A 23,613-nucleotide genomic window follows, 5' to 3' on the forward strand; every position below is an offset into this window, starting at 1 on the left:
AAAGGTTTTAAAACTTTTTGAAGAGGTTGTGATGCTGTGAAAGTGTATGCTTTAGTTGGACCAAGTGGTACAGGTAAAAGCTACAAGGCAATAGTGGTTGCAAAGATGCTGGGAGCAAGCGCTATAATAGACGACGGCATTTTAGTTTACAACTCAAAGCTTGTTGCAGGAAAGTCTGCAAAGAAAGAACCTACATATTTGGCTTCGGTCAGGAGAGCACTTTTTATGGAAGATGATCATGCAAATGAGGTAAAAAAGGCCATAAAAGATTTGAACATTGATTCTATTTTAATCTTAGCTACATCCAAACAGATGGCACAGATGATAGCTAAAAGATTAGAATTGGGAAGTATTGAAAGGTTTGTTGATATCAAAGAAGTTTCAAGCGACCTTGAGATAAAAAAAGCAATAACCATGCGAAATAAAGAAGGAAAACACGTTGTACCTGTTCCAACTTTTGAAATAAAAAAGGACTTTTCGGGTTTGCTGATATATCCTTTAAAGCTTTTTAAGAGAATTAACCTCAATGATTATATTGTTGCCGAAAAAACTATAGTAAGACCTACCTTTAGCTATTTGGGTGAATATACTATTTCAGAAAATGTCTTGATTGCATATGTTCGCAGAGTACTCAAGAAAAGCAAGGATATTGCCAAAATACTTTCAATTGACCTTGCTATCAAGAATAATCTGTTGTATATAAAGATTGAGGTTATATTAAAATTTGGTTGCAACATAAAATCTGTACTTGAAGGAATACAGAGAGAGATAAAAGAGGAGATAGAATATTATACCTCAATAAATGTAGAGTATATTCACATCATTGCAAAAGGAGTACAAGTGTAAAAATACTTTTACTTGTATTTTCCAAGTTTTTCAGTGGCATTCAAAAGCGAGTTTCTTATCTCTTCAGTAACAGTATTATTTGCGTTTCTATAATCAAACTGTTTGTTGAAGTCACAGACGTTTGTATAGATTCGAGAAAGATTGTCAAGTTCAATTTTACAAATTTTTTCGACAAAGTTATTAAATTCTTTTCCAGACAAGTGGTCTATAGAATATTTCAAAAGTTCATTAAAGTGATGTAAGCAAAATCCTTTTGAAGAAAGAACTTTTTGCTGAAATTCTTTCTGGTTTTTCCACATGAAAAAGAATACTTCAAAATAATTTTTCATCCTTGATTGAATCCTTTCACAGATAACGCACTTGGAAGAGAGGTTTTCTAAGTATTGGATTATATCTGTCAATTTGTTTTTGTTCAAATTTTGATTGCCAAAAAGTTTTTTGATGAACCCTTCTTTTTGTTGCAAGTTTGATTCTGAAAAATTGGAATATATAAGATTTTCAAGATGTTTTTTTATCTCATTGAGGTGAGTTTCCAATATAAGTCCGTAAGGAAGTTTATTTTTTTGTTCAAGCAGCATGTGAAAATGCCTTCTGCAAAACCCTTTTTTGTTTGTCTCTATTCTTGCATCAACCTCCATAACACTTTCACCAAGCACAATTTCAATACATTGTTTTTCGAAATTGTTTTCAAGGTAACAAAAAGCACATTCGCAATTTATTGAAAAAGCGTCGTTGACAGGAATCATATATATCTTTTCGTTTCCCATGTGCATTCAACTCCTTGTTTTTTTGTTTTATTAATTGTTACCAGTTTTAAAATGGTTCATAACATTTATTTTACAGCCATTTTCTCATTCTAACAACAACAAAGTTGTTTTTATAAAAAAGAATAAATATCTAAAAAAAGGGTATAAAATTTTTAAAGAAAAACTGCAAAGATGGAGTGAAATGTTTATGAAACTTACACCAGATAAATTAAAAAAGAATGTAGATTTGTCTAGTTTTGATTTTAAAACAACAAGCGAAATAGAACCTTTGACCACAATAATTGGTCAAGAAAGAGCTAAAAGAGCTTTTGAATTTGGGCTGAGTGTTACCACAAAAGGATACAACATTTACATGTGTGGTCCCACAGGTACAGGTAAGACAAGCTTTGCTGAAAATTATTTAAAGGAGATAGCAAAAAACAGACCTGTTCCGAACGACTGGGTTTATGTTTATAATTTTGTCAATCCTGACTCACCTATTGCAATATCTCTGCCAAAAGGAATGGGTAAAGTTTTCAAAAAGGATATGGCAGATTTTCTTGAGTTTGTAATTAATGATTTGAAGAAGGTTTTTAACAGCGAGGAATATGAAAATGATAAAAATAATATCTACAATGAGTATCAAGAAAAGAGGACACAGCTTTTAGATAGTTTAGCTGAAGAAGCAAGGAAATATGATTTTGAGATAAAGTATACTCCAAGTGGGGTATATTTTATTCCTATTGTAAATGGTAGGGCTATTTCAGAAGAGGAATATCCTGAGCTGGAAAAGACTATTAGAGATGAGATAGAAAGAAAGGTTAAAAAACTTCAACTTGAGACTCAAGAAGTTTTAAAGAAGATAAAGATTCTTGAAAAAGAGTTGAAAGAAAGAATAAAAGAATTACAAAAGAGAATAGCCGTTTTCACGATAAGTCATTATGTATATGAAATCAGAAGCAAGTATAAAGATAACACAAAAATTTTGGACTATATTGATAATGTAACAGATGACATAATTGACAATCTTGAAGAATTTTTAGATAAAGAAGAAGAGGATACACCTCTTCCTCTGCAATTTGCTTCTTACAAAAAGATGTCAAGACTTGATAGATATAAGGTCAATGTTATTGTTGATAATTCAGAATTAGAAGGGGCACCCGTTGTTTATGAAATAAACCCGACCTATTACAATCTTATAGGTAAAATTGAATACGATAATGAGATGGGCAATATCCTTGTTACAGACTACACAAAAATCAAGGCGGGAGCGATTCACAGGGCAAACGGAGGATATCTTATCCTTCAGGCAAAAGATTTACTGAGCTATCCACAGGCATGGGAAGCTTTGAAAAGAGTACTAAAAACAGGTCAGATATACATTGAAAATCTAAAGGATATCTATGGACTATTTATAACTCCTTCCTTAAAACCAGAACCTATACCAGTTGATTTAAAGGTTATTTTAATTGGCAGTGAGTATATTTATAACATCTTATACACATACGATGAAGATTTTAAAAAGCTTTTCAAGATTAAAGCTGATTTTGACATAGAAATGGATTACAATCAAGATAATCTTTACAAGATGATCCAGTTTATTAGTTCATTTTGTAAAAAAGAAAATGCATTGCCATTTTCCAAGGATGCTGTTGAGAAAGTGATTGAATATTCCTGCAGACTTGTTGAGAACCAGGAAAAGCTTTCAACGCGATTTAATGAAATTGTTGAGATATTGGCAGAAGCTAACACCTGGGCTGAACTGGAAAAGAGCAAAGTGGTGAAGAAAGAACATGTGAGCAAAGCAATTTGCGAAAAAGAATTTAGAAGTGCAAAATATGAAGAAAAGATAAACCAGATGATTGAGGAAGGTACTATTTTAGTTGATGTGGATGGCTACAAGCCTGGGCAAATCAATGCACTTGCAATTCTGGATGTTGGAGACTATATTTTTGGCAAACCTTCTTTAATAACAGTTACCACAAGTAGCGGAAGAAGTGGTATAATAAATATTGAACGTGAAGTACAAATGTCTGGAAAAACTCATAGCAAAGGCATTTTGATTATCTCAGGGTATATTTCCCAGCTGTTTGCCCAAGATATGCCACTTGCATTAAACGCCACTATATGCTTTGAACAGTTATATTCTGGCATTGAAGGGGATTCTGCATCCGCAGCTGAACTTTGTGCACTGCTTTCAGCTTTGAGTGATGTGCCCATCTATCAGGGAATAGCAATAACAGGTTCTGTAAACCAAAAGGGAGTGATTCAGCCTGTTGGTGGCGTGACAAAAAAGATAGAAGGTTTTTATTATGTTTGCAAGAAAAAGGGTTTAAATGGCAAGCAGGGTGTTATAATCCCACATCAAAATATAAAAAATTTGGTATTGTGTGACGAGATAGTAGAAAAAGTTGAGAATGGAGATTTTCACATCTGGGCAGTAAAAACAATCGATGAAGCTGTTGAGATTTTGACAGGCAAAAAGTTTGAAGAAGTGATACTTTTGGCAAGACAAAAGCTAAAAAGATACTTAGATAATTTGGTAAGTCTTAGTGATAAAAAAGATGAGTAAGAAAGGAGAGATATTTTGAGGTGTCTATGGATATGTTAGAAGTTTTAAAGTCTCGAAGAAGTATCAGGAAATACAAAAAGAATATGGCTATTAGCAAAGAAGTTATTGAAAAGATAATTGATGCTGCAAGATTTGCACCTACTGCAAGAGGAAATGAAGGTTGGGAATTTGTGGTGGTGACAGATGAGGAGATTAAAAAACAAATTGCTCAAAAGGCTCGATATGGCAGATTCATAGAAGATGCTTCATGCTGTGTTGCTGTGCTTTATGAGAAAGATTTCGAATATATTTTAGAAGATATGTCAGCAGCAACAACATATATTTTAGTGGCTGCAAAAGCTTTAGGGCTTGGGAGTTGTTGGGTTGCAAGCTATAAAAAGGAGCATTCAGAAGATGTCAAGAAGCTGCTAAACGTTCCAGACAATTTAGAACTTTGTGCCCTCATTGCAATAGGTTATGCTGATGAAGAACCTGTAAGAAACAAAAAGCCCCTATCTTCAATACTTCACTGGAATAAGTACCAAAGAAAATAATTCGGGAGGGAATTTCTAATTTGTTTAGGGAAATTGAGATAAGAACAAAAGATAGAGTAGATTTTGTTGATATTACAAGTAAATTAAAAGAAATTGTTAGACAGTCTAATATCGAAGAAGGACTCATGACAGTATTTGTTCCACATACAACTGCAGGTATTACAATCAATGAGCATGCTGACCCGTCGGTTGTAAATGATATAAAAAAACAACTTGAAAAGTTAGTGCCAGCAAATAATGGCTATAGTCACAGTGAGGGGAATTCTGATGCGCATATAAAGGCAAGCTTGATAGGTTCATCTGTTAACATTATAATTCGAAACGGTGAGATGATGCTTGGTACATGGCAAGGTGTGTTCTTTTGTGAGTTTGATGGTCCAAGGAGAAGAAAAATATATGTGTATATAAAATAAAAATTTATATGCTCCGAACACCTTATGAGTTAATTGCAAGAATTAAGACAGGTGTTCGGAGCAAAAACCTTTATATTTGACAAAGAAGAAAGCTTGTGCTAAAATATAATACGCAAAAACAAGCGGGTATGGCGGAATTGGCAGACGCGCTAGACTTAGGATCTAGTGGCAACAGCCGTGGGGGTTCAAGTCCCTCTACCCGCACCAAGAGAAAAATATCTTGACAAAAGTAAGTGAAATCATTAAAATATATAATTGCGATGCCGGAGTGGCGGAACTGGCAGACGCACAGGACTTAAAATCCTGGGACCTGAATAAGGTCGTACCGGTTCAAGTCCGGTTTCCGGCACCAGATATCGCGGGGTGGAGCAGCTGGTAGCTCGTCGGGCTCATAACCCGAAGGTCGGAGGTTCAAATCCTCCCCCCGCAACCAAAAAATTAGTTAAATAAAAAAGATGGCGGCGTAGCTCAGTTGGCTAGAGCATGCGGTTCATACCCGCAGTGTCAGCGGTTCGAATCCGTTCGCCGCCACCATTTTATGTAAAAAGAGGTATGGCCCCGTGGTCAAGTGGTTAAGACACAGGCCTTTCACGCCTGTAACAGGGGTTCGAATCCCCTCGGGGTCACCAAAACAGAAAATATGAGCAGAAAGGGCTTTTAAAAAGCCCTTTTTTGTTTTAGTTGAAAAAATACAAAAAATTTTTATAATAAAAGTAAGTAAGTACTTACTAAAAAACTTAGGGGAGGGAGAGATATTAAAATTGAGGAAAAGTGAAGATACTAAGAACAGAATAATTCAATCAGCCATAAAGTTGATTTCACAAAATGGTTATGCTGCCACAACAACAGCACAAATAGCAAAAGATGCAGGGATTTCTGAAGCTACACTATTTAAGTATTTTAAAGATAAGGAGAATTTACTTCACAAAGTTGTAAGTGTTGCCCTGACACAAATCTTAGGTTCTGTTGTTCTTTCTCCTCTTAAAGAAAATATCGAAAAGAACAAGGATTTAAAAGTTTCTGAATTTTTGAGGTCTATAATAAATGAAAGACTTGAAATGCTGGACAAAAACATTGACCTTTTTAAGATTGTTCTAATAGAGATTCAGTATAATGACTCCCTCAAAAATGAGGTTATAAAAAATATGGTACCTAAAACCTGTGAGGCAAAGGGTTTGATTGAGAGGATACTAATACGAAAAGGAAATATTTCAAAAGAGATGGCGAAAGGCATTTCAAGAATGATGATAGGCACTCTTCTTACTTTTTTATTCCAAAAATATATTCTGGGCATTGAGACAACAAGTGATGAGATTAAAGAGGAGATAGAAAATGTATTAAATGTGATAAAAAAGTCTATTGGGGAGGAGTAAAAGGATGATAAAGGCGATATTGCAATCTAAAAACTTTAAGGTATTTTTTACTGTCCTTTTTTTAATTTCAATTTTTACTCTCTTTTTGACAGGGTGCAGAGAAGAAAATACTGAAGATGTATACTCATCAACTGTAGAGGTATCGACTATTGATATAAACACTGAGATTGCTGGGAGAATAGTGAAAGTCTTTGTTGAAGAAGGTTCTAAAGTTAAAAAAGGTGACATAATAGCAAAGATTGATTCAAGCCTTTATGAAGTTCAAAAGAATATTGCACAGGCAAACCTTGAAGTTGCTAAATTGTCTGCGGATATCGCTGAGCAAAACTGGGAATTAGCAAAGCTAAAATATCAGCTTCTTTCTAAAAAACCATCGAAATACAAGATTAATCAGATAAAAGAAAATATTCTACAGCTAAAAGACATAAAATTAGGAAATGAAAATAACATTGAATTTTTGGAAGAAAACATAAAAAATTTAGAAAAGATGAAAATGGCTGATTTGGACACAATAAAGCTATTATCAGAACTAAAAATGCAATTAAATTCCCTAAAGGCTCAAAATAGTAGTCTAACACATCAGATTAATTCATTAGAAAACCAACTTGAAATGGTGAAAAACGAATCTGTTACAGATGAGGATAAAATGATTGCTGAGATTTCTGTTGACATTGCAAAGAGAAACTATTTGCAAGCTCTCTCTTATGTAAAAGTGGCAGAGCAGAACTTAAAAATTTCTGATTTAAATTTGGAAAAAACCACAATTACCTCACCTGTTGATGGTATTGTTTTAACAAAAGGGGTTGACCAAGGACAGTTTGTTGGTATTGGTACATTTATAGCTCAAATAGGCTTAAGCGACTACTATCTTAAGATATATGTTCCTTCAGCACAGCTACAAAAACTTTCGCTTGGTAAGAAGGTTGAGCTTATCTTAGATAACAACAAAAAAGCGTATGGTGAGATTGTGTTTATTTCTGATAAAGGAGAGTTTACACCAAGGAACGTAGAGACAAAAGAGGAAAAACAAAAAGTGGTTTTTATGGTCAAGCTAAAGATAATAAAGCTAAAGATAATAAAGGATAAAGAGATTTTAAGACCTGGGATGCTTGTTGATGTAAAGATTTAATTTTACAAAATTTGGGGTGATGATAGGTGGCATATGCAATCAAGGTAGAGGGGCTTACAAAAAGGTTTGGAGAGTTTGTTGCGGTAAATGACATATCATTTAGTATTCCCAAAGGTAGCATTTTCGCCTTGCTTGGGCCAAATGGGTCTGGGAAGACAACTACAATTAAAATAATATGTGGTGTTTTAAGAGCAACAAAAGGATACGTAGAAGTGCTTGGAAATGACGTTTCAAAATATCCAGAACAAGTAAAGCAAAATATAGGTTATGTTTCTCAAAAGTTTAGTCTGTATGAGGATTTAACGGTTGAAGAGAACATTGAATTTTATGGTGCGATATATGACCTTTCTAAGGACGAGATTGAAGAGAAAAAGGCAAAGCTACTTAAATTTTTTGGGTTTGAAGGCAGAGAAAAATCACTTGTTGGCACACTTTCTGGCGGAATGAAGCAGAAACTTGCTTTTGCTTGTGCCACACTTCACAATCCACAAATCTTAATCTTAGATGAGCCAACAGCTGGAGTTGACCCTATTTCAAGAAAAGAGTATTGGGAGATGATAAGAGTTTTTTCTCAAGTGGTGTTACAGTATTAGTAACCAGCCATTATATGGATGAGGCTGAGAGGTGTGACTATGTTGCTTTTATGTTTAATGGGATTTTGAAAGAGGTAGACACACCTGCAAATGTCAAGACAAAGTATTCGTCACATAGTATTGAAGATGTGTTTATGAAAGTATTCTCACAGTAAAAAGATTGCTTAAGATAGAGGTGAGATTTAAAATGAATGGTTTCTCAATAAGAAGATTTGTTGCCATTGCGAAAAAGGAGTTTATACAAATTAAAAGAGATAAGGCAAGTTTTGTTTTAGCATTTGTGGCACCATTTATTATGCTTATGCTCTTTGGCTATGCTGTCAAAATGGATGTCGAAAATGTAAGCATAGGAATACTTGACATGGCAAAGACACAAGAGAGTAGAGAACTTGTAAGAAAACTTCAGAACACAAGGTATTTTAAGCCAACCTTTTTTGCACAAAATCAGGTAGAGATAGAAAGTAGTCTTGACAGTGGAAAAATCAAAGCAGCTTTAATTATCCCTTCTCACTTTGCAAAACTTCTTAAACAAAACAAAAGTCCTGAAGTACTTTTTATAGTAGATGGGACAGATCCCACAATTGCAAAGACAGTATTTTCAAGCGGTATTTTGACAATGCAAAACTTTGCACAGAAAAACTATTTTGCACAGAAAAACTATGTTGTAAAACCTATTGTTGATGTCAGAACACGTGTAAAATACAATCCTTCTATGAAAAGCGAACTTTTTACAATCCCTGGTCTTATGGGACTTATTATGCAAAATATAACTATAATACTTACAGCCTTTGCAATTGTAAGAGAAAGAGAAAAAGGTACAATGGAACAGTTAATAGTAACTTCAATAAAATCAATCGAGCTAATTTTAGGGAAACTTGTTCCTTATACATTTCTTGGACTGGGTGACTTTTTAGTTGCGCTCCTGTTTGGAATACTATGGTTTAAGGTACCTGTGAGAGGCAATATTCTTTTGCTGTTTGTCTTGGGGATGGAATTTGTCATTTGTGCGCTCATGATAGGAATGCTCATATCTTCTGTCTCGAAAACACAGCTTCAGGCAATGCAGCTTGCACTTTTGTTTTTGTTGCCAAGTGTGCTACTTTCAGGTTTTATGTTCCCCCGTGAAGCAATGCCAGCTGTGATAAGGTTTGTAGGTAATTTTGTTCCTCTTACTTACTTTTTGATAATATTAAGGGGTATTGTTCTCAAAGGTGTCGGGATAGAATATCTGTGGGATGAGGTCTTGGTGTTAATATTTTTAGGGCTTGTACTTCTTTTTATTTCAATAAAGAGATTTTCAAAGAGGTTTGACTGATTTAACATCTTGGAAAAATTGAAAATCTTTTTGGTTGACATCAGGTGGGAGTTTGGCTTAAAATATTATAATGTAAAGAAGAATTTATAAGCTTTTGCGGATGTGGCGGAATTGGCAGACGCGCAAGACTCAGGATCTTGTGGGGCTCTCCCCATGGGGGTTCAAATCCCCCCATCCGCACCAAAGCAGATGTGAGAAGGTAAAAGAGAAATAGGATAAAATGGTGGCAAAATGAAAAGTCGCAAGGTTTTGTGGAGTAGAATAGAGGGCTAATTATCCCACAGAACTTGAAAACAGTAAGCCACGACCACCAATCGCAAAGTCAAAAAACTTTGCGAGAGGTGGTTTTATTATGCCCAAAAAAGAAGCGTTGTCAAACTGGATTGGCAGGAAGCTATGCAACAATTCCTGTTTTACAAGCGAGCCGAGGGAAGAAGGGAATCAACAATCGGTGAGTATGAGGCTCATATTACCCGCTTCTTTAGGCTCTACCCCGACTGTTTTCATGACGAGCAAAAACTTAAAAAGTGTGTGCTGGAATATTTGTCTCAACCCGTCAAACCCGCCACTTACAATTTGCGGCTCACGTATTTGAAGGCATTTTTCAAATAGTGCGTTGAAGAAGGCATTCTTAAGACCAACCCACTGGAGAAGATCAAGAAACAGAAAGCCGAGGGGCGAATTGTCAACATCGACATTGAGATTTTAGAAAAGCTTTTGAAACTACCCGACAGGAACACTTTTTGCGGTTTGCGTGATTATGCCCTGATTCTGCTTACATTAGACACTGGCATACGACCAAAGGAAGCTTTTTCGCTTCTCATTGAGCACTTTGACTTTAAGACGTTGCAAGTCTACATTCCAAGCGATGTAGCAAAGACAAGGGTATCGAGGGTAATTGCCTATTTTGCCAGTTACCGCAAATGCAATCAAAAGGCTAATAGCCGTTTAAAATTTGATAATAATTTTTTGCTGCAAAACTCGGACAAAACTCGGGGGTTACTTCTTTTTATAGACAGAATTTATGAGATATAATATAATAGAATAAAAGTATAATTGAACTGTATTTTTGGTAAATGTAAATATATAACATTATTGAAAAAAAAAAAAAAAAAAGGTTGCTACTTGAAGACAATGGATTGTTATAAATGGGAGGAAGACTTGTGAGTACTGAAAAAATAGCAATTGAAAAAGAATACATAAAAATTTCATGGTTTTTAATTTTGGCAATAGTAGTGTATTTGCTTTTAGATAAACTTTTATTTTCACCCTCAATGGAAGTTCATTCCTTTTCACAATGGCTTGTTCCCCTAATATTTTTGGTTATTTCAACAGGTTACAATTTATTTAAAACGTGGCTTTTCAATGAAGAAGAACATATTAGTGAGGAACTCTTTAGATATCTCAAATATTTTGAGGTTATAAATCTTGTATTCTTTTTTGGATATGAGAGACTTTTTGATTTAATGTTTGTTATATCGCTGGTATTTCTGTTCTATATTGAAAGAATAAATATAAAGAGTTTAAGACAAATTGCAATAGTCTTAATTTTTGCCTATATATTTTTTGTATTTCTCGATTTTGTTACTAATAATGTCAACAGTGAAGATTTGAGAAATCTATTTTATGTTTTTTATTATATATTTTGGTTTTCTTCGTTTATAAAAATCGAATTCTTTGAAAAAAGCCAAACTAATGAGATAGATATAAAACTAAGGCAATACGATGAAAATTTCAAAAAGCTGCAAAAGCTTAATGAGGCAAAAGAGGCAAAGATCAAAGAATTGGAAAGAGAAATAAGTTATCTAAAGGAAATTAATAAAAGACTTAATATTTCTCTTGGGGAGTTTTTTAATCTTCAGGAAATCAGTAAGATAATAACACAAATACTGGACACAAATGAGCTTCTGAAATTTGTAAATGATGTTTTAATTGGTGTGACTGGTGTTGACAAAAGCTCGATATTATTATTTAATAAAGACAAAACAGAGCTTTACGTTGCATTTTCTAACCTTCCAGAAAACGAGCAAAAAGAAAGCTTCAAACAGGAGAATATAGAATGGCTCAAAAGTGTTGCGTTAAATTGTGAAAATGGTTATAGAAATAAGGTAAGCAGTGCTGATTGTCCTTTTATAAACGGAAGAGCTACAAAATCGATAATGTATGCTTCATTAGCAACAAAGAATGACAAGTATGGAATAATATTACTTGAACATATATTTGAAGATGTGTTTACAGAAGACAATCTTAGATTTTTAACATCTATTGCTGCACAAGTTTCAATTGCACTGGAAAACTCCAGTTTGTATCAGCAGATGAGATCAATGGCTATGGTTGATGGGCTAACAGGTGCATTTAATAGAATTTATCTTTATGAATTCTTGGAAAAAGAGATTCAGACATCTGGTAGAAGATATCCGATTAGCATTGCTCTTTTTGATGTTGACAACTTTAAAAAGCTAAATGATACGTATGGACATTTATTTGGTGACAAGGTTTTGCAAACAGTAGTTAGAATAGCAAGAGAAAAGGTGCGAAAAGGTGATATTGTTGCACGCTATGGTGGTGAAGAATTTATAATAGTATTTAATCATCTTGAAAGCAATGAAGCCTATAAGGTGGTTGAAAGAATAAGAAGAGCTATTGAAAGTGAAACAATAGAAGATAATTTGATTCAAACACGGGTAACAGTTAGCTTTGGTATTGCTTCTTATCCTTTACATGCTGACAATGTAAAGGATCTGATCAAATGTGCAGATGTTGCCATGTACAGAGCAAAAAGCAGTGGTAAAAATTGTACTGTAATATATAATCAGGAATTGGAGATGAAAGTATGAGATGTCCTTTTTGTGGATATGAAGACAGTAAAGTTGTTGATACTCGACCAACTGATGAGGGAAGAACTATTAAAAGGAGACGTGAATGTTTAAAGTGTCAGAAAAGGTTTACCACATATGAAAAGGTAGAAAGGCAGCCAATTTTAGTTATTAAGAAAGATAATAGGAGAGAAGAGTTTGACAGGAATAAAATCTTAAATGGTATTATAAAAGCTTGCCAGAAAAGACCTGTGTCTATTGAGCAGATGAATAAGATTGTAGATGAGATTGAAAATGAGATTTATAATTCTATGCGTGAGGAGATATCGTCAAGAGAAATTGGTGAGATGGTTATGGAAAAACTCAAGAAGATTGATGAGATTTCGTATGTGAGGTTTGCTTCTGTTTACAGGCAGTTTAAGGATATCAATACCTTCATAGAAGAGCTTCAGAAGCTTTTAACAGAAAAGATAGAATAATCTTGAGAAAGAGTGAGAAAAATATAGATAGAGTAAGAAAAATCACAGAAAATCGTCGATTTTGAGCAAATTTGAAAATTGAAAGAAAGAGAAAAAGGTATATAATAGTAATTGAAAGTCAAAGATAGTCAAAATCAAAAATTGCCCTAAAAATAAAAATGGAAAAGAGGAGGGTGATGTAAGATGCTCAGAGACATAGTTCCATTTGGCAGAAAACCATTTGACATCATGAGAAAAATTGAAAGAGAGTTTTTTGACATTGATGACTGGTTTGAAGATTTCTTTGCACCTGAAAAAGGTACAAGATTCATGAGGACTGACATTAAGGAGACTGAAAATGAGTATATTATAGAAGCAGAACTTCCAGGGGTCAAAAAAGAGGATATCAAGATAGAGCTTTATGATAACAAGCTTACAATAAAGGCAGAGACAAAGAAAGAGGAAAAAGAAGAAAGAGAAAACTTTATAAGACGAGAAAGAAGATATGGTGCATTTTCCCGAACATTCTATCTTGACAATGTAAAAGAGGATGGTATCAAAGCAAAATACGAGGACGGAATCTTGAGAATAGTACTTCCAAAAGAACGACCTTCAAAACCAAATGTAAGAACAATTGATATAGAATAAGCAAATTCTCAGGGAAGGCAAAGTCCTTCCCTGATTGTTTTATACTATCCTTTGTATACTTTTTACGTGAGGTGTTGATTCAAAATGAATATGGAAAGATTTACTCAAAGTCTTCAAACAACTCTTTTAGATGCTCAAAATACAGCTATTGTTTACAAGCATCAGGAAATAGGAGTAGAGCATCTCCATTATGCACTTGTGAATGAAGATGATAAACTTGTAGCAAAGATTCTTAAAAACATGGGTATTGACATAGAGCTTTATAAAAGAGATATTGAAGAGCAGCTGAAAAAGATTCCAATGGTATACGGACCTGGTGCTTCAACGGTATACGTAAGTAGATATGTAAACGAAATTTTAATCAAAGCTGAAGAAGAAGCAAAAAAGTTTAAAGACGAATATATAAGCGTTGAACATGTTTATTTAACTATGATAGACTCAGATATCCCTTCCGCCAAGAATATATTTAGAAAATATGGAATTACACACGAAAAATTTTTACAGCAGCTTTATAAAATTAGGGGAAATCAAAGAATAACAAGTCCTAACCCCGAGGAAGTCTATGAGGTTTTAAAAAAGTATGGACGGGACCTTACCGATCTTGCGAGAAAAGGCAAGCTTGATCCTGTAATTGGAAGAGATGATGAAATAAGGAGAGTTATTCAAATTCTTTCTCGCAGAACAAAAAATAACCCTGTTTTGATTGGTGAACCTGGAGTTGGTAAAACTGCTATTGTTGAAGGACTTGCACAAAGAATTGTAAAAGGAGATGTTCCAGAGGGGCTTAAAGACAAGACAATTTTTGCTCTTGATTTGGGTGCCCTCATTGCAGGTGCAAAATATAGAGGTGAGTTTGAAGAAAGGCTGAAAGCTGTTTTAAATGAAATCATTGCTTCTGAAGGTAAGATAATACTTTTTATTGATGAAATACACAACATAGTTGGAGCAGGAAGAGCAGAAGGTGCTATGGATGCAGGAAACCTTTTAAAGCCCATGCTGGCGAGAGGAGAACTGCATTGTATCGGTGCAACAACAATTGATGAATATAGAAAATATATAGAAAAGGATGCTGCACTTGAGAGAAGATTTCAGCCTGTTTTAGTAAATCCTCCATCTGTTGAAGATACCATTTCTATTTTGCGAGGACTTAAAGAAAGATTTGAAATCCATCATGGAGTACGAATTACAGATGATGCTTTGATTGCAGCAGCAAAGCTTTCAGACAGATATATTTCAGATAGATTCTTGCCTGACAAAGCAATCGATTTGATTGATGAAGCAGCTGCACTATTGAGAACAGAGATAGACTCAATGCCCACAGAACTGGATGAAATTACAAGAAAGATTATGCAGCTAAGAATTGAAAAAAATGTCTTGCAAAAAGAAGAAAATACGAGCGCAAAACAGCGCATAGAGGAGATTGAAAAGGAAATTGCGCAGCTTCAATCCAGAGCAGATGAACTTTCAGCTCAGTGGGAATATGAGAAAGAGTTGATAAAAGATATAAGAAGAATAAAAGAGGAGATTGAAAATGTTAAGATTCAAATTGAAGAGGCTGAAAGAAACTATGACCTCAATAGACTTTCTGAGCTGAAATATGGCAAGCTCATAGAACTGCAAAAAGCTTTAGATAGAAAACGTCAGGAGTTAGAAAAAATACCACCAGAAAAAAGACTTTTAAAAGAGGAAGTAACAGAAGAAGAAATTGCAAAGATTGTATCAAAGTGGACAGGAATTCCGGTTGCAAAGCTTGTAGAGACTGAAAGGCAAAAGATTTTAGAGCTTGATAAAATCTTGCACAAAAGAGTTGTTGGTCAAGATGAAGCAATTGAAGCTGTGTGCAATGCAATAATGAGAGCGCGAGCTGGAATAAAAGATCCGAGAAAACCAATAGGTAGCTTCTTGTTTTTAGGTCCAACAGGTGTTGGTAAAACAGAACTTGCAAGAGCGTTAGCTGAAGCTCTGTTCGATTCTGAAAACAATATGATAAGAATTGACATGACAGAGTATATGGAGAAACACTCAGTTTCGCGCTTGATTGGTGCACAACCTGGGTATGTGGGATATGAAGAAGGAGGTCAACTTACAGAGGCTGTTAGAACCAAACCTTATTCAGTTGTACTTTTTGATGAAATTGAAAAAGCACATAGAGATGTTTTTAATATTCTCCTACAAATAATGGATGATGGTAGACTTACTGATTCTAAAGGCAGAACAGTGGATTTTAAGAATACTATAATTATAATGACTTCTAACTTGGGAAGCGAATATCTTTTGAACGCTAAGATTTCAAATGGTGAAATAGATGAAGAGACACGGAAACTGATAGATAGAGAATTAAAATTACATTTTAGACCAGAGTTTTTAAACAGACTTGACGAGATAATAATCTTCAAACCTCTCACAAAGGAGCAGATTATAAAAATTATCGACCTTCGAGTTGCAGAAATTCAGCAAAAGCTGATAGAAAAAGGAATTTCAATAAGGTTGACCCAAAAGGCAAAAGAGTTTATTATGGAAAATGCCTTTGATATAAACTTTGGTGCAAGACCAATAAAGAGATTCTTGCAGAAAAATGTTGAAACACTTATAGCAAGAGAGATTTTGAAAGGTACAATTGTTGAAGGTGAAAGTATTGATATAGATGTTGAAAACGGAAGGTTTGTTATAGTAAAATAAAAAAGTTGACTAAAACATAAGTTTCCAGTATATTGTATAAAAAAGGCTGTCCAAGTATCTTTGTGGACAGTCCTTTTTTTTAGCTTTTTGCTTGAAAAAGAAAAGATATTAAAATATAATACTTAATAAGTTTTTAAATACATACATAAAAGTTTAGGAAGGATGGTAGGTTGGTATGATATGGTCTGAGTATGAAAAACTCAACAGAAAACAATACGAAGAATTACAATTGGAAAGGCTTAAAAGAACGGTAGAAAGGGTTTATGAAAACGTTCCTTTTTACCGAAAGAAGTTTGATGAGATAGGAATAAAGCCACATCATATCAAAACTTTAAAGGATATTCGACTTCTTCCATTTACAACTAAGGATGACTTGAGAGAAAACTATCCATATGGTCTTTTTACTGTTCCTCTTTCGAAAATTGTTAGAATTCACGCTTCCTCAGGTACAACTGGTAAGCCAACTGTTGTAGGATATACAAAACATGACATGGAAATCTGGACAGAAGTGGTTGCAAGAATGGTCACAGCAGCAGGTGTAAGAGAACATGATATCGCCCAGATTGCCTTTGGTTACGGACTATTTACTGGTGCATTTGGACTTCATCAGGGTTTAGAAAGAGTTGGTGCTACAGTTATTCCAATTTCCAGTGGTAATACTGAGAAGCAGTTGCTGGTTATGCAAGATTTTGGTTCTACAGTTTTGGTGTGTACCCCCTCTTATGCACTTTACATGGATGAGGTTGCAAACGAGCTTGGCATTGATAAGTCAAAGATAAAGCTAAGATTGGGTCTTTTTGGTGCAGAAGCTTCAACAGTTGAGATGAGGAGAGAAATTGAAAAGAAGTGGGGACTTTTTGCAACAGAGAATTATGGTCTTTCAGAAATAATTGGACCAGGAGTATCTGGTGAATGTGAATATAGGGAAGGCTTACATATAAATGAAGATCATTTCTATCCTGAAATAATAAATCCCGAGACAGGTGAGGTTCTTGAAGAAGGAGAGACAGGAGAACTTGTACTTACCACCATCACAAAAGAAGGTATGCCTCTTATAAGATATAGAACCAGAGATATTACATCACTGATATATGAGCCTTGCAAGTGCGGAAGGACAAATGTGAGAATGACATCTGTTAAAGGAAGAACAGATGATATGCTCATAATTCGAGGTGTCAATGTGTTTCCATCTCAGATAGAAAGTGTTCTGATGGGAATTGAAGGTATAGGTCCTCACTATCAACTTGTTGTTACAAAGAAAGGATATTTGGATGATTTAGAAGTTCATGTAGAGCTTGTAGATGGAAAGCTTTTGGAAAGATATGCTGAACTTGAAAAATTAGAAAACAAGATAAAACATAGAATATTTACTGTATTAGGTTTAAACGTGAAGGTAAAACTTGTTGAACCAAAAACTATTGAAAGAACTACTGGAAAAGCAAAAAGAGTAATTGATTTGAGAAACAAAACCAATTAAAAATAATGGAGGCTGAGATAAATTGAAAAAATTACTGCTTGGGAATCATGCCGTTGCAAGAGGATGTTATGAAGCAGGAGTTAAAGTTGCAACAGCTTATCCTGGAACACCTTCAACGGAAATTACAGAGGCAATAGCAAAGTATGATGAGATATATTGTGAATGGGCACCAAATGAGAAAGTGGCGCTTGAGGTTGCAATTGGTGCATCTATTTATGGTAGACGTGCCATTTGTTCAATGAAACATGTAGGTTTGAATGTGGCAGCAGATCCTCTTTTTACTGCATCTTATACAGGGGTAAATGCCGGGCTTTTGATAGCTGTTGCAGATGACCCAGGTATGCATTCATCCCAAAATGAACAAGATACCAGAGATATAGCTAAAGCTGCAAAAGTGCCTGTTTTAGAGCCAGCTGATAGTCAAGAATGTATTGATTTTGTTAAGATTGGTTTTGAGATAAGCGAAAAGTTTGATACTCCTGTGATTTTGCGTCTTACAACAAGGGTTGCTCATTCACAATCTGTTGTAGAAGAAGGGAATAGAGAAGAAATAATATCTGAGTATAAAAAAGATATACAAAAGTATGTTATGATGCCTGCAATGGCACGGATGCGCCATGAATTTGTGGAAAAGAGGTTGAGTGACTTAAAAGAGTTTGCAGAAACGTCAAAAGTAAATAAAGTTGACATAGGAACAAAAGAAATTGCTTTTATTACATCTGGAATAGCATACCAGTATGTCAAAGAAGCTTATCCTGATGCATGGGTTTTGAAGCTTGGTATGGTATGGCCGCTTCCAGAGAAATTAATAAAAGATTTTTGTATGAAATTTGATAAGGTATATGTTGTAGAAGAACTTGATCCATTTTTAGAGGAAAATATAAAGACATTGGGAATAAATAATGTTGTAGGTAAGGAGATTTTTAAATTAACAGGCGAATACTCCCCTTCATTTATCAAAAAGTCTATAGAAAACAAAGAAATAGAAATTCCATATAAAGCAAATCAAACCCTTGCACCAAGATTTCCTGTGCTCTGTCCAGGTTGTCCTCATAGGGGAATTTTTTATGTTTTGAGCAAGTTAAAAAATATTATTATAACTGGGGATATTGGTTGCTATACCTTAGGGGCACTTTCACCGTTTAATGCTATGGATACATGTGTTTGTATGGGTGCGAGTATTGGAATGGCACATGGAATATCAAATGCATCAGATAAAAAGCAAAAGGTTGTTGCAATGATTGGAGATTCTACCTTTATTCACTCAGGGATAACAGGTATAATTGATGCGGTTTACAATGGGTCTGACATACTTGTTTTGATTTTAGATAACTCCACAACTGGTATGACAGGTCATCAAGATCATCCTGCAACAGGTTATACAATAAAAGGTGAACAAACGTATAAAATTGATTTAGCAGCTCTTTGCAAAGTGTTAGGATGTTCAGTTGTAGAGGAGATAGACCCTTACAAAATAGATCAAAATTTAGATAAAATAAAAAATCTTATTAATATCCCAGGTGTTAAAGTTGTAATAGCTAAAGCTCCTTGTAGGCTACATCGTAGATACAAGTTTACTATTTCCAAGAGATATATAGATTCACAGAAATGCAGAAATTGCAAGATGTGCTTGAGTTTGGGTTGTCCAGCAATATCAATAAAAGATAAACCTTTTATTGATGAGAATTTATGTCTTGGGTGTGGCATGTGTGAGGATATTTGTAAATTTAACGCAATTTTAGCTCAGAAGGAGTAGTGATTATATGAAAAGGGAAATGAATATTTTGGTTGTAGGTGTGGGTGGTCAGGGTAATATTTTGTTTAGTAAAATATTGGGTGAGACTTTACTGAGTGCGGGTTATGATGTAAAAATTTCTGAAGTTCATGGTATGGCACAAAGAGGTGGAAGTGTTGTTACATATGTAAAAGCTTCTAAAAAGGTGTTCTCTCCACTTGTTGATATAGCACAGGCAGACTTCATTATAGCATTTGAGAAATTAGAAGCACTAAGATGGCTTGAATATCTCAAAAGAGATGGTACATTGATTTACGCTGACTATGAGATTCCTCCTATAAGTGTAACAACAGGTTCATATGAGTATCCTGATGTAGAAAAAGTCCTAAAAGAAATTGGTGTGAAAGCTTGCAAGGTTGAGATAAAAAAGCTGCTTTCTTCTCTTGGAGATGCAAGAGTTCAAAATACCTTGATGCTTGGATTTTTTAGCAAGTTTTTGAGTGTAGAGGAGGCTTTATTTATAAGTTCTATAGAGAAGAATGTAAAAAAAGAGTTTATTGAGATAAATTTAAAAGCCTTTGACCTTGGTAGAAGAATAGAAAATATGTGAGGTGGAAAAGCAAAGATGAAATATTGGGATGAACACATGGAATGTATGGATAGAAATAATCTACAAGAGATTCAATTCAAAAGATTAGTTGAGACTATAAAAAGGGTATATACAAATGTACCCTACTATAGAAAAAAGATGCAAGAGCGTGGAATTATTCCTGAAGGCATAAAGAGCTTGGATGACTTAAGAAAACTTCCATTTACTACTAAGCAGGACTTGCGCGATAATTATCCATATGGACTTTTTGCTGTCCCTCTGAGCGAAATTGTAAGAATTCATGCTTCTTCTGGAACAACAGGCAAACCAACTGTTGTGGGATATACTAAACATGATATTGGTATTTGGTCTGAGGTTATGGCAAGGACACTTGTGGCAGCTGGAGCTGACAAACACTCGTTTGTCCAGATTGCATATGGTTATGGACTTTTTACAGGAGGATTAGGAGTTCATTATGGTGCGGAGCGGATTGGTGCATCGGTAATTCCAATTTCGTCTGGCAATACAAGAAGACAGATTCAAATTATGGTGGATTTTGGAACAACGGTTTTGGCTTGCACACCTTCATATGCTCTTTATCTTGCTGAGACTATGGAAGAGATGGGAATTGACAAATCTCAGCTTAAGTTAAAATCAGGGGTGTTTGGTGCAGAGCCGTGGTCAGAAAATATGAGGAAAGAAATAGAAACAAAACTTAATATTAAAGCTTATGACATATATGGTCTTTCAGAAATAATTGGACCTGGGGTTTCGTTTGAATGTGAATATCAGTGTGGAATGCATATAAATGAAGACCATTTCTTACCTGAAATAATTAATCCCGAAACAGGTGAGGTTTTAGGTGAGGGAGAATATGGGGAACTTGTCTTTACAACAATTACAAAAGAAGGACTTCCACTTATAAGATACAGAACACGAGACATAACTGCTCTTCACTATGATAGGTGCAGGTGTGGTAGAACATTAGTAAGGATGGAAAAGGTAATTGGTAGAACAGATGATATGATAATTATTCGTGGTGTCAACGTTTTCCCGTCTCAGATAGAAAGTGTCCTTCTTGAGATGGGTGAGGTTGAACCGCATTATCAGCTGATTGTTGACAGGGTAAACAATCTTGACGTTCTTGAGGTTTTGGTAGAAGTTTCTGAAAGAATGTTTTCTGATGAGGTCAAAAAGCTTGAACAGCTTGAGAAAAAAATAACAAAGGCTATTGAAGAGACGCTGGGGATTTCTGTAAAGGTTCGACTTGTTGAGCCAAAGACAATTGAAAGAAGTGAAGGAAAGGCCAAAAGAGTTATTGACAAGAGAAAAATATAATTAAAAAATTGGGTATCTATATAATAGGTAAAATGACAAGTTTGTTATTGTAGGAGGTAAATTATAATGTTTGTAAAGCAAATTTCAGTTTTTTTGGAAAACAAATCAGGCAGGCTTGCAGAGGTGACAGGGATATTAGGTAAGCACGATATAGACATCTCAGCTTTGTCAATTGCTGATACAACCGATTTTGGTATTTTGAGACTGATTGTTAATAAGCCTGATTTAGCCTTGCAGGTTTTAAAAGAAAATGGTTTTACAGTTTCAGCAACAGATGTAATTGCGATTGCTGTAGAAGACAAGCCAGGAGGGCTTGCAAAGGTTCTTGAAATACTCTACAAAAAAGACATAGGGATAGAGTACATGTATGCTTTTGTTGGTAAGCTTAGTGACCAAGCTCTTGTTATACTAAAAGTAGAGAAAGCTGATGAAGCAATTGAAGTGCTAAGTGAAAACAATGTAAAAATACTTCCAGCTGAAGAGGTATATGCATTGTAACAAGTTAAATCTGATAATTAAGATGACGGGGAGGAAAGTTTTAATTTTCCTCCCCGTCTTGTTATTGTTGATTTTTTGCCCTGTTTTGATAGTCCTGTATCATCTTTTTAACCATATATCCACCGACGGTTCCAGCTTGTTTTGCAGTGATGTTAGGATTGTAGTTGTCAAGAGTTACACCAACTTCGCTGGCAGTTTCCTGTTTTAATTTGTCAAGTTGTGGTGCTGCCTCTGGAACAAGTCTCTTTTTTCTTGGCATCTTAGTTTTCCTCCCTTTTAGTTGAAAAAGATTTTTGTTTTATGCTTTCAATAAAGAAGTGTGCACCAAGTACTAAAGAAATATTAAGAAAAAAATGGGAGACTTTAAGATATTATAATTTGATAAATAAAATGCTATAATAAAGCTTGTCAAATAAAAAAGTTTTGAGGGGGATAAAATTGGAAAGCAAAAACATTTATTATATAGATTTTGGAACACAGGCACGGTTTGTTGAAGAGATTGAAAAAATGAATACAGAGTATTACCTTGCAAATGGCAAAAATAAGAAATATCATATTGTGACATATGGTTGCCAAATGAACGTTCATGATTCTGAAAAATTAGCTGGAATGCTAAATGCAATGGGATACGTTGAAACTGAAAACATCCAAGAAGCTGACTTGATAATATTTAACACGTGTAGCGTACGAGAACATGCAGAATCAAGAGTATACGGAAATATTGGACCTTTAAAGAGACTAAAGGACAAAAAGCCTGATTTGATAATTGGTGTGTGTGGGTGTATGCCGCAGCAGGTTGAAGTTGCACAAAAACTTGCAAAATTGTTCCCTTTTCTGGATATAATATTTGGTACAAAAAGTCTTCATAAATTTCCGCAACTTCTTTATACTGCTATTACTGAGAAAAAAACTGTTATTGACATTTCGGAAGATGAGGATGTGGTTGTTGAGGGAATTCCGACTGCAAGAAGGCAAGGAGTTAGCGCTTTTGTCAATATAATTTATGGATGTAACAACTTTTGCACTTATTGCATAGTTCCATATGTCAGAGGAAGAGAAAGAAGCAGGCGACCTGAAGAGATTATTTATGAGATTGAACAGCTTGTTCAAAATGGAGTAAAGGAAGTTACTCTTCTGGGGCAGAATGTTAATTCATATGGAAAAGATTTAGCAAATGGTATTACTTTCCCCAAGCTACTTGAGAAGGTAAATGAAATAAAAGGAATAGAGAGAATTAGATTTGTGACTTCTCATCCCAAGGATTTGTCAGACGAGCTTATTGTAGCTATGAGAGATTTGGATAAGGTGTGTGAACATATACATTTGCCAGTTCAGTCAGGGTCAACAAGAATATTGAAGGCTATGAACAGGCACTATACAAAAGAAGACTATCTTAGACTTGTTGAAAAGCTTAAAACAAATATTCCTGATATAGCAATTACTACTGACATTATTGTAGGTTTTCCGGGAGAGACGGATGAAGATTTTGAAGATACTCTTGATGTGTGCCAAAAAGTAGAGTTTGATTCTGCATATACCTTTATCTATTCGAAAAGAAGAGGAACACCAGCTGAAAAAATGCCCAATCAAGTTCCGGAGGATATAAAACACCAAAGATTTCAACGTCTTGTAAAGCTTGTTGAAGAGATAGCTTTGAAAAAGAACAAGCAGATGCTTGGCAAAACGTATGAAATTCTTATTGACAGTCGCTCTAAAAGAAATAATTTGCTTGTTGGAAGAACGAGAACAAACAAGGTTGTCAATGTGAAGTGCCCTGATGAGTATATGTTTAAGTTTGTTAATGTAAAGATTTTGGAAGCTGCAGAGCATTGGCTGTACGGCGAGGTGATTTAAA

Annotated in this window: 22 protein-coding genes and 6 tRNA genes; 26 read left to right on the top strand and 2 right to left on the bottom strand. The window is 34.7% G+C overall.

The window, feature by feature from the left end:
- Positions 1–42: 42 nt before the first annotated feature.
- Complete coding sequence (locus tag COB47_RS05195; protein WP_041742721.1) at positions 43–846, top strand: Asp23/Gls24 family envelope stress response protein; 804 nt, start codon at positions 43–45, stop codon at positions 844–846.
- Positions 847–854: 8 nt separating this feature from the next.
- On the opposite strand, the gene COB47_RS05200 is transcribed toward COB47_RS05195, so the two are convergent.
- Positions 855–1,613 carry a DUF6062 family protein gene (locus COB47_RS05200; RefSeq protein WP_013290335.1) on the bottom strand — a complete coding sequence of 253 codons (759 nt, stop codon included), beginning with the start codon at positions 1,611–1,613 and terminating at the stop codon, positions 855–857.
- Positions 1,614–1,800: 187 nt separating this feature from the next.
- On the opposite strand from COB47_RS05200, the gene COB47_RS05205 reads away from it, so the two are divergent.
- The 24 genes from COB47_RS05205 to COB47_RS05310 all read left to right on the top strand — a co-directional run bounded on the left by COB47_RS05205 (position 1,801) and on the right by COB47_RS05310 (position 21,758).
- Positions 1,801–4,164 (top strand): ATP-binding protein, encoded by a 2,364-nt coding sequence (locus COB47_RS05205; RefSeq protein WP_013290336.1) that lies wholly within the window; start codon positions 1,801–1,803, stop codon positions 4,162–4,164.
- A gap of 20 nt (positions 4,165–4,184) precedes the next feature.
- Complete coding sequence (locus tag COB47_RS05210; RefSeq protein ID WP_083771535.1) at positions 4,185–4,697, top strand: nitroreductase family protein; 513 nt, start codon at positions 4,185–4,187, stop codon at positions 4,695–4,697.
- A gap of 20 nt (positions 4,698–4,717) precedes the next feature.
- Positions 4,718–5,110 (top strand): secondary thiamine-phosphate synthase enzyme YjbQ, encoded by a 393-nt coding sequence (locus tag COB47_RS05215; RefSeq protein ID WP_013290338.1) that lies wholly within the window; start codon positions 4,718–4,720, stop codon positions 5,108–5,110.
- 122 nt (positions 5,111–5,232) lie between these two features.
- Positions 5,233–5,317 (top strand) — tRNA-Leu (locus COB47_RS05220).
- A 55-nt stretch (positions 5,318–5,372) separates the two neighbouring features.
- Positions 5,373–5,462 (top strand) — tRNA-Leu (locus COB47_RS05225).
- Positions 5,463–5,467: 5 nt separating this feature from the next.
- Positions 5,468–5,543: transfer RNA gene (locus COB47_RS05230), tRNA-Met, on the top strand.
- A 24-nt stretch (positions 5,544–5,567) separates the two neighbouring features.
- Positions 5,568–5,644: transfer RNA gene (locus COB47_RS05235), tRNA-Met, on the top strand.
- A 20-nt stretch (positions 5,645–5,664) separates the two neighbouring features.
- Positions 5,665–5,739 (top strand) — tRNA-Glu (locus tag COB47_RS05240).
- A 132-nt stretch (positions 5,740–5,871) separates the two neighbouring features.
- A complete protein-coding gene (locus tag COB47_RS05245; RefSeq protein WP_013290339.1) occupies positions 5,872–6,483 on the top strand; it encodes a TetR/AcrR family transcriptional regulator in 612 nt (203 codons plus the stop codon).
- Between the two features lie 4 nt (positions 6,484–6,487).
- Positions 6,488–7,612 carry an HlyD family secretion protein gene (locus COB47_RS05250; protein ID WP_013290340.1) on the top strand — a complete coding sequence of 375 codons (1,125 nt, stop codon included), beginning with the start codon at positions 6,488–6,490 and terminating at the stop codon, positions 7,610–7,612.
- 26 nt (positions 7,613–7,638) lie between these two features.
- The gene (locus tag COB47_RS05255) at positions 7,639–8,205 is read left to right on the top strand and encodes an ABC transporter ATP-binding protein (RefSeq protein ID WP_237699015.1); all 567 of its coding nucleotides are present in this window, start codon (positions 7,639–7,641) and stop codon (positions 8,203–8,205) included.
- A gap of 14 nt (positions 8,206–8,219) precedes the next feature.
- A complete protein-coding gene (locus COB47_RS12895) occupies positions 8,220–8,360 on the top strand; it encodes a hypothetical protein (protein WP_237699016.1) in 141 nt (46 codons plus the stop codon).
- Between the two features lie 32 nt (positions 8,361–8,392).
- Positions 8,393–9,520 carry an ABC transporter permease gene (locus COB47_RS05260; RefSeq protein ID WP_013290341.1) on the top strand — a complete coding sequence of 376 codons (1,128 nt, stop codon included), beginning with the start codon at positions 8,393–8,395 and terminating at the stop codon, positions 9,518–9,520.
- 96 nt (positions 9,521–9,616) lie between these two features.
- Positions 9,617–9,703, top strand: a tRNA-Leu gene (locus COB47_RS05265).
- A gap of 567 nt (positions 9,704–10,270) precedes the next feature.
- On the top strand, positions 10,271–10,555 hold the full coding sequence (locus tag COB47_RS12565; protein ID WP_237699026.1) for a tyrosine-type recombinase/integrase: 285 nt from the start codon (positions 10,271–10,273) through the stop codon (positions 10,553–10,555).
- 128 nt (positions 10,556–10,683) lie between these two features.
- On the top strand, positions 10,684–12,357 hold the full coding sequence (locus COB47_RS05270; protein WP_013290342.1) for a sensor domain-containing diguanylate cyclase: 1,674 nt from the start codon (positions 10,684–10,686) through the stop codon (positions 12,355–12,357).
- The gene (gene nrdR, locus COB47_RS05275) at positions 12,354–12,815 is read left to right on the top strand and encodes a transcriptional regulator NrdR (RefSeq protein ID WP_013290343.1); all 462 of its coding nucleotides are present in this window, start codon (positions 12,354–12,356) and stop codon (positions 12,813–12,815) included. Before COB47_RS05270 ends, nrdR begins: the two co-directional genes overlap by 4 nt.
- Before the next feature lie 183 nt (positions 12,816–12,998).
- Complete coding sequence (locus COB47_RS05280) at positions 12,999–13,442, top strand: Hsp20/alpha crystallin family protein (RefSeq protein WP_013290344.1); 444 nt, start codon at positions 12,999–13,001, stop codon at positions 13,440–13,442.
- A gap of 84 nt (positions 13,443–13,526) precedes the next feature.
- Positions 13,527–16,121 (top strand): ATP-dependent chaperone ClpB, encoded by a 2,595-nt coding sequence (gene clpB / locus COB47_RS05285; protein WP_013290345.1) that lies wholly within the window; start codon positions 13,527–13,529, stop codon positions 16,119–16,121.
- A gap of 175 nt (positions 16,122–16,296) precedes the next feature.
- Positions 16,297–17,598 (top strand): phenylacetate--CoA ligase family protein, encoded by a 1,302-nt coding sequence (locus tag COB47_RS05290; protein WP_013290346.1) that lies wholly within the window; start codon positions 16,297–16,299, stop codon positions 17,596–17,598.
- A 22-nt stretch (positions 17,599–17,620) separates the two neighbouring features.
- Positions 17,621–19,354, top strand: coding sequence for an indolepyruvate ferredoxin oxidoreductase subunit alpha (gene iorA, locus COB47_RS05295; RefSeq protein ID WP_013290347.1), 1,734 nt, complete (start codon positions 17,621–17,623; stop codon positions 19,352–19,354).
- Positions 19,355–19,361: 7 nt separating this feature from the next.
- Positions 19,362–19,943, top strand: coding sequence for an indolepyruvate oxidoreductase subunit beta (locus COB47_RS05300; RefSeq protein ID WP_013290348.1), 582 nt, complete (start codon positions 19,362–19,364; stop codon positions 19,941–19,943).
- A gap of 15 nt (positions 19,944–19,958) precedes the next feature.
- Positions 19,959–21,260, top strand: a complete 1,302-nt coding sequence (locus COB47_RS05305; RefSeq protein WP_013290349.1) for a phenylacetate--CoA ligase family protein — start codon at positions 19,959–19,961, stop codon at positions 21,258–21,260.
- Positions 21,261–21,326: 66 nt separating this feature from the next.
- Positions 21,327–21,758, top strand: coding sequence for an ACT domain-containing protein (locus COB47_RS05310; RefSeq protein WP_013290350.1), 432 nt, complete (start codon positions 21,327–21,329; stop codon positions 21,756–21,758).
- A gap of 61 nt (positions 21,759–21,819) precedes the next feature.
- Here COB47_RS05310 and COB47_RS05315 read toward each other — a convergent pair whose 3' ends face one another.
- Positions 21,820–22,017: an alpha/beta-type small acid-soluble spore protein gene (locus tag COB47_RS05315; RefSeq protein WP_013290351.1), complete on the bottom strand. Its 198-nt coding sequence runs from the start codon at positions 22,015–22,017 to the stop codon at positions 21,820–21,822.
- Between the two features lie 179 nt (positions 22,018–22,196).
- Between COB47_RS05315 and miaB the strand changes: the two genes are divergently transcribed.
- Positions 22,197–23,612: a tRNA (N6-isopentenyl adenosine(37)-C2)-methylthiotransferase MiaB gene (gene miaB, locus COB47_RS05320; protein WP_013290352.1), complete on the top strand. Its 1,416-nt coding sequence runs from the start codon at positions 22,197–22,199 to the stop codon at positions 23,610–23,612.
- Position 23,613 lies beyond the last annotated feature (1 nt).

The organism is Caldicellulosiruptor obsidiansis OB47 (assembly GCF_000145215.1).
Lineage (GTDB): Bacteria > Bacillota > Thermoanaerobacteria > Caldicellulosiruptorales > Caldicellulosiruptoraceae > Caldicellulosiruptor > Caldicellulosiruptor obsidiansis.